Here is a 12,894-nt window from a genome sequence, read left to right on the forward strand (position 1 = left end):
TGCAACCGCTTTGACTGCAAGAGCAACGTTGCGCACTGGCGCTTGAAGTACAGAAAGGAGCATAGAAAGAAGTCCTTCGCGGTTTGGAAGAGTTGCAAGAGCAACGATTTCTTCTTTTGATGCGACAGCGCCTTCGATTGCACCACCCTTGATTTCAAGTGCATCAGCAGTTTTAGCAAAGTCGTTCAAGATTTTCGCTGGTGCGATAACATCTTCGTTAGAAAATGCTACAGCAGATGGTCCAACAAAAACAGATGCCAATTCTCCAAGTCCAGCTTGTTCAGCTGCACGACGTAAGATTGAGTTTTTGATAACTTTGTACTCAACTTCGCTTCCACGAAGCTCACGACGAAGAACTGTATCTTGTTCAACTGTCAAACCACGAGCGTCTACAACGACGATTGATGCAGCAGCTTTCATTTTCTCAGCTACTACGTCAACTAGTTCCGCTTTTTTAGCAATAATTGCTTCACTCATTAGTGTGTTCACCTCCGTAATTATTTTGCTTGGGGAATTTTTCCAAAAGAAAAACGCGCCCAAACCTAGACACGAAAGTACAATACGCTTCTTTTTAAATGATACGTTTTGTCCTCGGTAGGATATTTATGAGTCGAGCTCCCCTACTGTCTTAGGCAGTTTTTTCAAACCGTTTATAAGTATACCACACTACTTTGATTAGTGCAAGAGTTTTTTCTTATTTTTTTAAAATTTTATTGATTCTTTTTAGCATTCTTTTTCCTCATTTAAAAAATCTTCTCTAAAATCAATTTTGCTTCTTGACTTGCTTGATTTTTTATTGTACTATACAACTGTATATACAGATAAAAAGGAGTTATTATGAATACACAAAAGAAAACACAATTCATGACCTTGACCGCATTACTGACAGCTATCGCTATTTTGATTCCTTTGGTGATGCCCTTTAAAATTGTCATTCCTCCCGCTTCCTACACTCTAGGAAGTCACGTTGCTATTTTTATCGCTATGTTTATTTCTCCCTGGATGGCTATCTTTGTCATTATAGCTTCTAGTTTAGGATTTCTCATGGCTGGATATCCGATTGTTATCGTACTTCGTGCATTTTCCCATATCTTTTTTGGAAGTCTGGGTGCTTTCTATCTTCAAAAACATCCTCAAACCTTGGACAATAAGAAATCTTCATTGATTTTTAACTTTGTACTTGGCTTGGTTCATGCTATTGCTGAGGTTTTTGCATGTATTATCTTTTATGCAGGAACTGGAACCAATGTAGAAAATATGTTTTATGTCCTATTTGTCCTGGTTGGTATTGGTACAATTATTCATAGTATGGTAGACTATTACTTAGCCTTAGCTGTTTATAAAGCATTAAAAAAACGCCATTAAGAAAGAGACTATGACAAAAAATAGAAAAGAAACCCTTTTACAACTCTTAAAAGAAGCTCAAAAACCTCTAAACGGAAAAAGCTTAGCAGACCGTTTTCATGTAACTCGCCAGATTATTGTTCAGGACATTGCTGTTCTTCGTGCAGACGGTGCTCCTATCTTATCAACCAATCGTGGCTATATTTATAAAGAAAGCAAAACCAATCCGTATGTTCACAAGCTGTTTAAAGTAAAGCACGAGATGGAAGAAATCGGACAAGAACTTCTAGCTATCGTCGATAATGGGGGACGTGTTCAGAATACCTTGATTGATCATCCAGTTTATGGAGAAATTGAAACCTTGCTCAAACTCTCTTGTCGCCGTGACGTTCAGCATTTTTTAGAGCAAGTTGAACGGTCTGACTTTAGACCACTTTCTGAATTAACAGATGGCGTTCATTATCACCTAGTCGAAGCTGAAAACGAACAAGACCTCCTCTATATCGAGAAGGCCCTGGACAAGTTAGGTTATTTAGTAAAGGATTAGAAGGTTTTCTTTTCCCATCCATCTTCTGTACGGTGACGGTAGAAAAATTCTGACTTATCAGGAGCTTCCATCATCTCCATCAAAGGTAACATATCATAGGCCAGATCCAAGTTGGGAATCTGGTCTTTTTGTATCCAAGAAACTTCTCCTTCATCTGAAGAGCGAAGAGTACCAGAGAACTCAGTCGCCTTATAACAAAAGACAATATAGCGTTCACCCGAATCTAAAGGCCAATTTTTAATGCCGACCAGTTGAGGATTTTTAATCGTCAGACCTGTTTCCTCGTATATTTCACGAATAACAGATTCTGCAAAAGCCTCTCCATTTTCAACATGTCCCCCTGGGAAGGCATAACCAGACCAGCGATTGGTTTCAGGAGTGCGGTACTGCATAACCACGCGCTGAGTTTCGAGGTCTTCAATCAGACAAATGTTTGTTAAAATCGTTAATTGGGAACGGGACATAAATTTACTCGCTTTCTAATGTTTAATTTTTTTCTACATACTTAACTTTAGATTTCATAATCAAAGGATTAACTAAGTCATGATATTCATGAATTTCATGGAGTAAGAATCCTCTGATGATTCTGATTTCCTTATCTTTACTATTCATCTGATAATCTATATTGATAGGCATAGACGAATCTGGAACCACAGATAAAACAAAGAAAATCACAAACCAGATTATGAGAGCAAAGAATCCGCTGAGAGCTTGAAAAATCAAATGATGCCATTGAAAGATTCTTGTTTTATAAAAGATGGTCCATGGATGGATAAATAGGGTTAAACAGAGACCAAAAAACCAGATATTCCACAAAACTGGGGTAAAAGCTAAGCCAAACAATCCTAAGATAAAATGAATCAAGGCGAATACCAGGAACAGAAGGTAAATTACCCTAAATATAGTTAGATGTTTTATCATGATTGACTCCTTTTCTTTTCAATATACTTCATTACTAGAGTTATAATAGATGCCAAACTGAAAAAGATCAGATAAGTTGCAATTGGAAACCAGATGTAGCGGTGATCTAGGGATAAGAGAGAAGGCAAAACTTTGTGAGTCCGTGTTCTAATTCTCATTGTCAAGTGAATTATAAAAAAGAAACTATTGATATAAAGAAACGGTTCCAGATAATCTTTAAAATTTTTCTTAGTTGAACAAATTTCTCGCAAATAATAAGCGTACATCCTACCGAATATAAAGAATATATTAAGAAAAAGCGGAAACATGTAGTCCATATGTTTATAATGACTTGGAAGGGGGATAAACTGACTTAAAACAATACTTACTATCCCTACTAAGACTAGGTAAACTGTAAAATCCACTAAGAAGGCCAATAGCTTGTGAGATTCTAACCACAGATTGAATTTCTCTACCCTGGATAATTTCTTTTTCCTTTTTAATTTTCTTTTATGATTTTTCATTTGAATGAATTTTCCCCATTTCCTTTTGTCCTCTTTTCTTTTCAATATAATTCATTACTAGAGTTATAATAGATGCCAAACTGAAAAAGATCAGATAAGTTGCAATAGGAAACCAGATGTAGCGGTGGTCTAGGGATAATAGAGAAGGCAAAATTCCTTTACTATTTTTCCCACCAATCCCAATAAAGAGATGAACTATTAAACCGATACTATTAAGATAGATAAATAAATCTGCATATCTTTTTATCGTCATTCTTGTCCTAGTCAAGTCTAGGAACCAATAGTCAAATAATCGATACACCAGACAGAAAATATTTATATATATTGGAAAACTATAGTTGATATCTCTGTAGGGCAACGGAATAGGAAGGTTTTCGAAAATTAGATTCAGACCTAGTCCTATTGCTAGGATAAGACCAAGGACCAGGAAGAATCCTAATAATTTATGAGAATCCATCCAAAGCCGAAAACTTTCTTTCCTTGGGCGATTCTTTTTTGTATTTGAATTTCTTTGATTATTATTCATTTTTTACTCAAGAGTGGAATTACTCATCCTTCAACAAAATTTTTAAAAAAATGTTAATCTCTAAACTCAACGATAAGGGATCTTTGAACTTTCTATCTCTATATCAGGATCAACAAGTTTCAAGTATGGAGCTATGTAGTCTGGATCATCCACTTTTGGTCCCAATTTTACTTTCGAATATCTTAAAGGCAAAAGATTAATATATACGAACAATCCATAGCGCCCATCATCCATAGGAGTTAAGTGAATGTATTTTCTAAAATCTTCATAGCCAGATTCTTTAAACTTTTTTAAACCTATTTTATGTTCATATGGCTGTCTAGTCGATATTCGTTCCTTTATAAGGGAATCATCAAAATTGATTAAAATACGATACTTACTTTCATATTCATAGTCTGCTACCTTAAAAAGATAAGATATTTTCGCTAAATTACTAGAAATCTCCGAAACTATCTTTCTCTCACCCTTATTCAGCAATTCTGTAATAATTATTTTTAAACTGTGAAGTCTTGTCCCAACGAGAGACTCATCTTCTTTATCATTTTCTAGATAATAAATTTTTACAAATTCTAAAAAATCATGTTCGACAATATTCTGTATATACTCCATGTCATACTCTACAAATGCTCCTTGCGATTCATCTGCATATTCTTTCCACATTGGTAAACTGTCCGATACAGTAGTCAAAGAAGATAAAAATACATTAGAACTTTGATAATCTATTGAACTTCCCTCTAAACCTAAATATTCATACAAAGCTTGACCTTCCATCGGATCGTTAAGCTGCTTTGAATGCGTTAAACGTAAAAAGGGAGGCTCGAATTCTTTGTCGGATTTTGCAGACACAATTAAAAATTTAGTCAAAGTATCAATTTTTGTATAGTGACCATATTTTTCTTGTTTTTTTAAATCGTCAATATCAAGTGTTAAAGTTGCACGAATCTCATCAATCAAAGTATTCGCAACTTTTTTTAGATTTTGTTTAGAATATCCTTCCAAATCATTTGAATTTCTTATATTTATGTTCCCTAATCTCTCCCATTTTTCTAATAGCTTAAAGGCTTGCGTCTTAATGATATCCGATTTATTATATTTCATTATAGATTGAATAATATCTTCATAATAGTTATTTGTATCTAAACTATTAGAATCTATCCATGATAAATAAAATTCTATATACAAGTCTTCCGTATTATTTTTATGATACTCATTGATTGATACTAAATTCTTCAGTTTAAAATTTTCAAAAAATTCTTCACTTATAATATACTCAGCATAGGAAGATTTATTTTTATAGATACTCATAAGATTCTCACTGATATCTTCTAGTGCTAACTGCAAATTACTTGCTTTATAATCAATTTTATATAAAAGGATGAAAATTAAAGAAAGTATGAAGCCTATGATATCTTCATCAATTCCATCATCACTTGATTTTTTCATATAACTTATAGCTTCCGCGTACAAACTATCCTGTTTAAAGAAATCCTGATATACTTTTGTACCTTCAATTTTATCAAAATATTTTATAAGAGAATAAGAATACCAGAAAAAACTTTCTCTTAACAGCTTACTTTCTGGAAAATCCTTAATCTTATCTTTGAGAATTTTTTCTGATTTTTTTAACACTTCCCTATGAGTTGTTATTTCGAATAGTTGATGAAATACAAATAAAATCTCTAAAATTACTGGTAATTTTAATAAACTATCTTTGGGAGATAATTTTAAAAAGTTATTTAAAAGTTTCTTAAGTTCAGATTTTCTTTTCTCTATATCCAATTCTTTCAAACTTTTAATTAGTGAATCAGCATCAATACCTGATTTATAGTCTGATAATATTGTCATATGTCTCCCCCTTCTCAATCCAAAGCCTTCACTTCCAACATCATATCACGGATCTGAGCAGCCAATTCAAAGTCAAGCACTTCAACGGCTTCTTGCATTTGTTTTTCCAGTTTTTTGACGAGTTCTTTGCGTTCTTGTTTATTGAGGCTATTGATATCGACTTCCTTGTCTTCTTCTTTAGCCACAGTTTTTGTGACAGAGATAAGGTCACGGATTTCCTTCTTAATAGTTTGTGGGACAATGCCGTGTTCTTCATTATAGGCCATCTGAATTTTACGACGACGAGCTGTTTCATCGATGGCTTTTTGCATAGACTGAGTCATAGTATCAGCATACATAATCACGTGACCTTCACTATTACGGGCTGCACGACCGATGGTTTGGATAAGACCACGTTCGTTACGGAGGAAGCCTTCCTTATCAGCATCGAGAATGGCAACTAAACTTACTTCAGGTACGTCAATCCCTTCACGAAGGAGATTGATTCCGACTAAGACGTCAAAGACTCCTAAACGCAAATCACGGATAATCTCGGTACGCTCCAGAGTCTTGATATCTGAGTGCATGTATTTGACCTTGATGCCCATTTCCTTAAAGTAATCCGTCAAATCTTCTGCCATTTTCTTGGTCAAGGTTGTGATAAAGGTGCGTTCATTCTTTTCAACACGGGCATTGATTTCACCAAGCAAATCATCAATCTGTCCCATGGTTGGGCGCACTTCCACCTCTGGATCCAAGAGACCTGTTGGACGGATGATTTGCTCAATCACGGTGTCCGTTTGTTCCATCTCATAATCACCAGGTGTCGCTGAAACATAGACAATCTGGTGAACATGACTTTCAAACTCTTCACGACGAAGTGGGCGATTATCCAAGGCAGACGGCAAACGGAAACCGTAATTAACCAACATTTCCTTACGCGAACGGTCGCCATTGTACATTCCCTTGATTTGCCCCATGGTCATGTGGCTCTCATCAATCATAATCAAGAAATCATCAGGGAAGAAATCGAGTAATGTGTAAGGAGGCTCTCCTTCGCTCCGTCCATCCATGTGGCGTGAGTAGTTTTCAACTCCGTTTGTATAGCCCATCTCACGAAGCATCTCGATATCATACTCTGTACGCTGTTTCAAACGCTGGGCTTCAAGGAGCTTACCTTCCTTCTCAAAGATAGCTAACTGCTCCTCCAACTCAGCCTCAATCTTAGCAATAGCTACTTCCATGTGGTCATCATTAGTCACAAAGTGAGTAGCTGGGAAAATCGCCAAATGATCCACTTCGCCCAGAACTTGCCCCGTAAGAGCTTCGACTTCACGAATACGATCAATTTCATCACCGAAAAACTCAACACGAAATGCATGCTCGTCACGAGAGGCTGGGAAAATCTCCACCACATCCCCACGCACACGGAATCTTCCCCGCTGAAAATCAATGTCATTGCGTTCGAACTGAATATCAACCAAGTCATTCAAGAGTTTATCACGAGAGATCTCAAGACCCGGACGCAGACTTACGACGCTATCAGCGTATTCCTTAGGCGAACCCAAACCATAGATACAAGAAACAGATGCTACGATGATAACATCATTACGCTCCAAGAGTGCTGATGTAGCGGAGTGACGAAGTTTATCGATCTCATCGTTGACTGAACTATCTTTTTCGATGTAGGTATCGCTCGATGGAACATAAGCTTCCGGTTGGTAGTAATCATAGTAAGATACGAAGTACTCAACTGCATTTTCTGGGAAAAATTCTTTGAACTCCCCATAGAGCTGGCCTGCTAGGGTCTTATTGTGGGCAATGACCAAGGTTGGCTTATTAACTTGCGCAATCACTTGACTCATGGTATAGGTCTTTCCTGTACCCGTCGCACCCATCAGGATTTGGGCTTTCTCACCCCCTTCGATATTATCAACCAACTGCTCAATGGCCTGCGGTTGGTCCCCAGAAGGTTGGTATTTAGATACAAGTTTAAATTTGTTGTCTGTAATTCTATTGATCATAATTGCCTCATACACATTTTCTATCCTTCTATTTTACCATAAAAAAGATCTACTTACTGATTCTCAACTTCTTGCCACTTAGCATCTCATGTCACATCTTCTTACATCAAAGTGCTAAATATTTGCCAACTTTTTTATTTTCTGCTATAATGGGTAAATATTCTAAAAAGGAGACTAAACATGAAGAAAAAAATCCTTGTATTTTTATTATTTTTATTTCCCTTATTCTCTTTAGGCTATGTTAATGCGGACACTATCAAGATTGTTAGTGATACCGCTTATGCACCCTTTGAGTTTAAAGATACAGACCAGACTTATAAAGGAATTGATGTCGACATCATCAATAAAGTCGCTGAGATAAAAGGATGGAATATCCAAATGTCTTATCCAGGCTTTGATGCTGCTGTCAATGCGGTCCAAGCAGGGCAAGCAGATGCAATCATGGCTGGTATGACAAAAACCAAAGAACGTGAAAACGTCTTTACCATGTCTGATACATACTATGATACAAAAGTTGTCATCGCAACGACTAAGTCTAACAAAATCACTAAGTATGAAGAACTCAGTGGTAAAACTGTTGGTGTTAAAAACGGTACTGCCGCACAACGTTTCCTAGAAAGCATCAAAGATAAATATGGTTTCACTATCAAAACCTTTGATACTGGTGATTTGATGAATAACAGTCTCAGTACAGGGGCTGTAAATGCCATCATGGATGACAAACCAGTCATCGAGTACGCTATTAACCAAGGGCAAGATCTCAGTATCAACATGGACGGAGAAGCCGTTGGAAGCTTTGCTTTTGGTGTTAAAAAAGGTAGCAAGTACGAATACCTAGTTACAGAATTTAACGAAGCTTTAACTCAGATGAAAAAAGATGGTAGCTTGGACAAAATTATCAATAAATGGACAAGTTCTTCTAAAACTAGTTCACAAGTGACTTCTCTCACTTCTACTACAAGCGCAGGTCAAAAAGCTACTCCAGTCAAATCAAAATACGTTATCGCAAGTGATTCTTCATTTGCACCATTCGTTTTCCAAAACTCAAGCAACCAGTACACTGGTATTGATATGGACTTGATCAAGGCTATTGCCGAAGACCAAGGTTTTGAAATTGAAATCACCAACCCAGGTTTTGACGCTGCTATTAACGCAGTTCAATCTGGTCAAGCTGATGGTATGATTGCTGGTATGTCTGTTACAGACGCTCGTAAAGAAACCTTTGATTTCTCTGATTCTTACTATACAGCTAATACTATTCTTGGAGTTAAGGAATCAAGTACCATTTCTTCTTATGAAGATTTGAAGGGTAAAACCGTTGGTGTTAAAAACGGTACTGCTTCTCAAACCTTCCTAACTGAAAATCAAAGCAAATATGGTTATAAAATTAAAACCTTTGCAGACGGTTCATCTATGTATGATAGCTTGAACACTGGTTCAATTGACGCCGTAATGGATGACGAACCAGTTCTTAAATACTCTATCAGTCAAGGTCAAAAATTAAAAACACCAATCGAAGGTACTCCAATTGGTGAAACTGCTTTTGCAGTTAAAAAGGGAAGTAATCCTGAATTGATTGAAATGTTCAACAACGGTCTTGCAAATCTTAAAGCAAGCGGTGAGTTCCAAAAGATTCTTGATAAATACCTTGCAACTGATTCAACAAGTGAATCATCAACTATTGACGAAACTACTATCTGGGGCTTGTTGAAAAACAACTACAAACAACTCCTCAGCGGACTTGGAATTACCCTTTCTCTAGCTTTGATTTCCTTTGCAATTGCGATTGTTATCGGGATTATCTTTGGTATGTTTAGCGTTAGTCCTTATAAATCACTTCGTCTTATTTCAGAAATCTTTGTCGATGTAATTCGTGGTATTCCATTGATGATTCTTGCTGCCTTTATCTTCTGGGGAGTTCCTAACTTTATCGAATCCCTTACTGGCCAACAGAGTCCAATCAATGACTTTGTCGCTGGTACGATCGCCCTCTCCCTAAATTCAGCTGCCTATATCGCTGAAATTGTTCGTGGTGGTATTAAGGCTGTTCCTATCGGACAAATGGAAGCTAGTCGAAGCCTTGGTATTTCTTACAGTAAAACCATGCGTAAAATTGTCTTGCCACAAGCAACCAAACTCATGCTTCCAAACTTCGTCAACCAATTTGTCATCGCTTTGAAAGATACAACTATCGTATCTGCAATCGGGCTAGTAGAGCTCTTCCAGACTGGTAAGATTATCATCGCCCGTAACTACCAAAGTTTCAAAATGTATGCAATTCTCGCAGTCTTCTATCTTGTGATTATCACTCTTCTTACTAGACTTGCAAAACGCTTAGAAAAGAGGATTCAATAATGGCTAAATTAAAAATCGATGTTGATAATTTACATAAACAATATGGTAAAAACAAAGTCCTTAAAGGAATCTCAGCAAAATTCTACGAAGGAGATGTTGTTTGTATCATTGGACCTTCTGGTTCAGGTAAATCGACTTTCTTGCGTAGTCTGAATCTCCTTGAGGAAGGTACAAAAGGTCATATCACGGTTAATGGTTATGATTTGACGGATAAAGCAACCAACGTGGACCACGTTCGTGAAAATGTCGGAATGGTTTTCCAGCACTTCAATCTTTTCCCACACATGACGGTATTAGAAAATATCACTTTCGCTCCAGTAGAGCATAAGTTGATGACTAAGGCTGAAGCTGAAAAATTGGGAATGGAACTCCTTGAAAAAGTTGGACTTGCTGATAAGGCTAATGCAAATCCTGAAAGTCTATCAGGTGGACAAAAACAACGTGTGGCTATCGCTCGCGGTCTAGCCATGAACCCTGATATCATGCTCTTTGACGAACCAACTTCTGCCCTTGACCCTGAGATGGTCGGCGACGTTCTTAACGTTATGAAGGAATTGGCTGAACAAGGTATGACCATGATCATCGTAACCCATGAAATGGGATTTGCTCGTAAGGTTGCCAATCGTGTGATCTTTACTGCTGACGGTGAATTTCTTGAGGACGGTACACCTGACCAAATCTTTGATAACCCACAACATCCGCGTCTTAAAGAATTTTTAGACAAGGTTCTAAACGCCTAGAAGAACTTGGCAAAAAGTCTTTATAATCAAAAAAACGCATTGTATCAGGTATAAAAAAACTTGATATTATGCGTTTTATTGTGGAAAGATTTACTTCGGTTGCTCCTGATACTCAATGAAAATCAAAGAGCAAACTAGGAAGCTAGCCGCAGGTTGCTCAAAGCACTGCTTTGAGGTTGTAGATAGAACTGATGAAGTCAGCTCAAACACTGTTTTGAGGTGGTAGATGGAACTGACGTAGTCAGCTCAAAACACTGTTTTGAGGTTGTAGATGGAACTGACGTAGTCAGTAACATACATACGGTAAGGCGACGCTGACGTAGTTTGAAGAGATTTTCGAAGAGTATGAAATTAAGTTTTTGCCCAGACTCTTAATATAGACGTATTGGATTTTTGGATTTTTTAGAAAATTATGATAAAATAAAGGATATGAAAAATGGGGACTCCTCATGCCTAGTCTAACTAGGAAACAAAATAGAAATTAGGTAGCTAGATGTCATCAAAAGTTATTGTTACAATTTTCGGTGCAAGTGGGGATTTGGCCAAACGTAAGCTCTACCCTTCACTTTTTAGACTTTATAAATCAGGTAATCTTTCTGATCATTTTGCTGTTATTGGAACTGCTCGTAGACCTTGGAGTAAGGAGTATTTCGAATCTGTCGTTGTCGAATCTATTTTAGACTTGGCAGACAGTGTGGAAGAAGCTCAAGCATTTGCGAGTCATTTTTACTATCAAAGTCACGATGTTAATGACACTGAGCACTACATCGAATTACGCAAGCTTCAAGCTGAATTAAACGAAAAATATCAGACTGAGCACAACAAACTCTTCTTCCTCTCAATGGCACCTCAGTTCTTTGGTACTATTGCTAAACACCTCAAATCAGAGCAAATTGTTGATGGTAAAGGCTTTGAACGTTTGATCGTTGAGAAACCTTTTGGAACAGACTATGAGACTGCAAGCAAACTAAACGAAGAACTCCTAGCTACTTTTAACGAAGAGCAAATCTATCGTATCGACCACTATCTCGGTAAAGAAATGATTCAAAGTATTTTTGCTATTCGCTTTGCCAATATGATTTTTGAAAATGTTTGGAATCGTGAGCACATCGATAACGTACAGATTACCTTTGCAGAGCGCCTAGGTGTTGAAGAACGTGGTGGCTACTATGATGAATCTGGTGCCCTACGAGACATGGTTCAAAACCATACCCTCCAACTTCTGTCACTCCTTGCTATGGACAAGCCAGCAAGCTTTACAAAGGATGACATTCGCGCAGAGAAAATCAAGGTCTTCAAGAACCTTTACCACCCTACAGATGAAGAACTTAAAGAACAATTCATCCGTGGTCAATATCGTTCTGGTAAAGTCGATGGCATGAAATACATCTCTTACCGTAGCGAACCAAATGTCAACCCTGAATCTATGACAGAAACCTTTGCTTCAGGTGCCTTCTTTGTAAATACTGATCGCTTCCGTGATGTACCTTTCTTCTTCCGTACAGGTAAACGCCTAACTGAAAAAGGAACACACGTAAACATTGTCTTCAAACAGATGGATTCCATTTTTGGTGAACCTCTAGCGCCAAATGTTCTTACTATCTATATCCAACCAACTGAAGGATTCTCTCTTAGCCTTAACGGTAAGAAGGTGGGTGAAGAGTTTAGCCTTGCGCCAAATTCTCTTGACTATCGAACAGATGCGACTGCAACAGGTGCTTCGCCAGATCCCTATGAAAAACTTATCTATGATGTTTTGAACAATAATTCAACTAACTTTAGCCATTGGGATGAAGTGAGTGCCTCATGGAAATTGATTGACCGTATTGAAAATCTTTGGGCTGAAAACGGTGCTCCACTCCATGACTACAAAGCTGGTAGCATGGGACCTCAAGCTAGCTTTGATTTACTAGAAAAATACGGAGCTGAGTGGACTTGGCAACCAGATATCGCCTATCGTAAGGATGGCCGATTAGAATAATCATAACCACCCGTCTAACGGGTGGTTTGCACCAGGGCTATAAGCCCAAATTACCAGCCAGCGCCTAAAGACGCTGGCTTTCACGTTGTTCAAGCCTCATTGCTCTTGACTCGTCACTTGCCTCTTAAA

The 12,894-nt window shown here is 37.5% G+C and carries 11 protein-coding genes and 1 other annotated feature; of the genes, 5 read left to right on the forward strand and 6 right to left on the reverse strand.

Going from position 1 to position 12,894, the window contains the following annotated elements; translation table 11 throughout:
• Positions 1-477, reverse strand: a 477-nt coding sequence (rplJ, locus tag E7C97_RS07715) for a 50S ribosomal protein L10 (protein WP_316108718.1), incomplete at its 3' end; no start/stop codon positions are given.
• Positions 478-515: 38 nt separating this feature from the next.
• Positions 516-651, reverse strand: a sequence feature (ribosomal protein L10 leader region).
• A gap of 186 nt (positions 652-837) precedes the next feature.
• On the opposite strand from rplJ, the gene E7C97_RS07720 reads away from it, so the two are divergent.
• Both E7C97_RS07720 and E7C97_RS07725 read left to right on the forward strand, forming a co-directional pair.
• Entirely contained in the window at positions 838-1,365 is a 528-nt protein-coding gene (locus E7C97_RS07720; protein ID WP_049503272.1) for a hypothetical protein, read from the forward strand.
• A gap of 10 nt (positions 1,366-1,375) precedes the next feature.
• Positions 1,376-1,891: a transcription repressor NadR gene (locus E7C97_RS07725; protein WP_049503271.1), complete on the forward strand. Its 516-nt coding sequence runs from the start codon at positions 1,376-1,378 to the stop codon at positions 1,889-1,891.
• Here the strand turns inward: E7C97_RS07725 and E7C97_RS07730 are convergent.
• From E7C97_RS07730 to uvrB, 5 genes are all read right to left on the reverse strand, one after another.
• Positions 1,888-2,355, reverse strand: a complete 468-nt coding sequence (locus E7C97_RS07730; RefSeq protein ID WP_049503270.1) for an 8-oxo-dGTP diphosphatase — start codon at positions 2,353-2,355, stop codon at positions 1,888-1,890. The two genes, E7C97_RS07725 and E7C97_RS07730, sit on opposite strands and share 4 nt — an antisense overlap.
• Positions 2,356-2,377: 22 nt before the next feature.
• Positions 2,378-2,812, reverse strand: coding sequence for a hypothetical protein (locus tag E7C97_RS07735; RefSeq protein ID WP_049503269.1), 435 nt, complete (start codon positions 2,810-2,812; stop codon positions 2,378-2,380).
• A 489-nt stretch (positions 2,813-3,301) separates the two neighbouring features.
• A complete protein-coding gene (locus E7C97_RS07740) occupies positions 3,302-3,841 on the reverse strand; it encodes a hypothetical protein (RefSeq protein WP_239684813.1) in 540 nt (179 codons plus the stop codon).
• A 66-nt stretch (positions 3,842-3,907) separates the two neighbouring features.
• Entirely contained in the window at positions 3,908-5,686 is a 1,779-nt protein-coding gene (locus E7C97_RS07745) for a DUF2971 domain-containing protein (RefSeq protein WP_316108720.1), read from the reverse strand.
• A 14-nt stretch (positions 5,687-5,700) separates the two neighbouring features.
• Positions 5,701-7,689, reverse strand: a complete 1,989-nt coding sequence (gene uvrB, locus E7C97_RS07750) for an excinuclease ABC subunit UvrB (RefSeq protein WP_049503267.1) — start codon at positions 7,687-7,689, stop codon at positions 5,701-5,703.
• Between the two features lie 180 nt (positions 7,690-7,869).
• Here uvrB and E7C97_RS07755 point away from each other — a divergent pair, with 180 nt between their 5' ends.
• From E7C97_RS07755 to zwf, 3 genes are all read left to right on the forward strand, one after another.
• Positions 7,870-10,044, forward strand: coding sequence for an ABC transporter substrate-binding protein/permease (locus E7C97_RS07755; RefSeq protein WP_316108723.1), 2,175 nt, complete (start codon positions 7,870-7,872; stop codon positions 10,042-10,044).
• Complete coding sequence (locus tag E7C97_RS07760; RefSeq protein WP_049503260.1) at positions 10,044-10,784, forward strand: amino acid ABC transporter ATP-binding protein; 741 nt, start codon at positions 10,044-10,046, stop codon at positions 10,782-10,784. The genes E7C97_RS07755 and E7C97_RS07760 overlap by 1 nt, the downstream gene beginning before the upstream one ends.
• A 493-nt stretch (positions 10,785-11,277) precedes the next feature.
• Positions 11,278-12,765, forward strand: a complete 1,488-nt coding sequence (gene zwf, locus E7C97_RS07765; protein WP_316108724.1) for a glucose-6-phosphate dehydrogenase — start codon at positions 11,278-11,280, stop codon at positions 12,763-12,765.
• Positions 12,766-12,894 lie beyond the last annotated feature (129 nt).

This window comes from Streptococcus sp., from assembly GCF_032481935.1.
In the GTDB taxonomy this organism is placed as follows: domain Bacteria; phylum Bacillota; class Bacilli; order Lactobacillales; family Streptococcaceae; genus Streptococcus.

What these genes read in the sequence shown, in the direction of transcription:
- E7C97_RS07720 (WP_049503272.1), top strand. Translation starts at nt 838, where the DNA reads ATGAATACACAAAAGAAAACACAATTCATGACCTTGACCGCATTACTG.
- E7C97_RS07725 (WP_049503271.1), top strand. Translation starts at nt 1,376, where the DNA reads ATGACAAAAAATAGAAAAGAAACCCTTTTACAACTCTTAAAAGAAGCT.
- E7C97_RS07730 (WP_049503270.1), bottom strand. Translation starts at nt 2,355, where the DNA reads ATGTCCCGTTCCCAATTAACGATTTTAACAAACATTTGTCTGATTGAA.
- E7C97_RS07735 (WP_049503269.1), bottom strand. Translation starts at nt 2,812, where the DNA reads ATGATAAAACATCTAACTATATTTAGGGTAATTTACCTTCTGTTCCTG.
- E7C97_RS07740 (WP_239684813.1), bottom strand. Translation starts at nt 3,841, where the DNA reads ATGAATAATAATCAAAGAAATTCAAATACAAAAAAGAATCGCCCAAGG.
- E7C97_RS07745 (WP_316108720.1), bottom strand. Translation starts at nt 5,686, where the DNA reads ATGACAATATTATCAGACTATAAATCAGGTATTGATGCTGATTCACTA.
- uvrB (WP_049503267.1), bottom strand. Translation starts at nt 7,689, where the DNA reads ATGATCAATAGAATTACAGACAACAAATTTAAACTTGTATCTAAATAC.
- E7C97_RS07755 (WP_316108723.1), top strand. Translation starts at nt 7,870, where the DNA reads ATGAAGAAAAAAATCCTTGTATTTTTATTATTTTTATTTCCCTTATTC.
- E7C97_RS07760 (WP_049503260.1), top strand. Translation starts at nt 10,044, where the DNA reads ATGGCTAAATTAAAAATCGATGTTGATAATTTACATAAACAATATGGT.
- zwf (WP_316108724.1), top strand. Translation starts at nt 11,278, where the DNA reads ATGTCATCAAAAGTTATTGTTACAATTTTCGGTGCAAGTGGGGATTTG.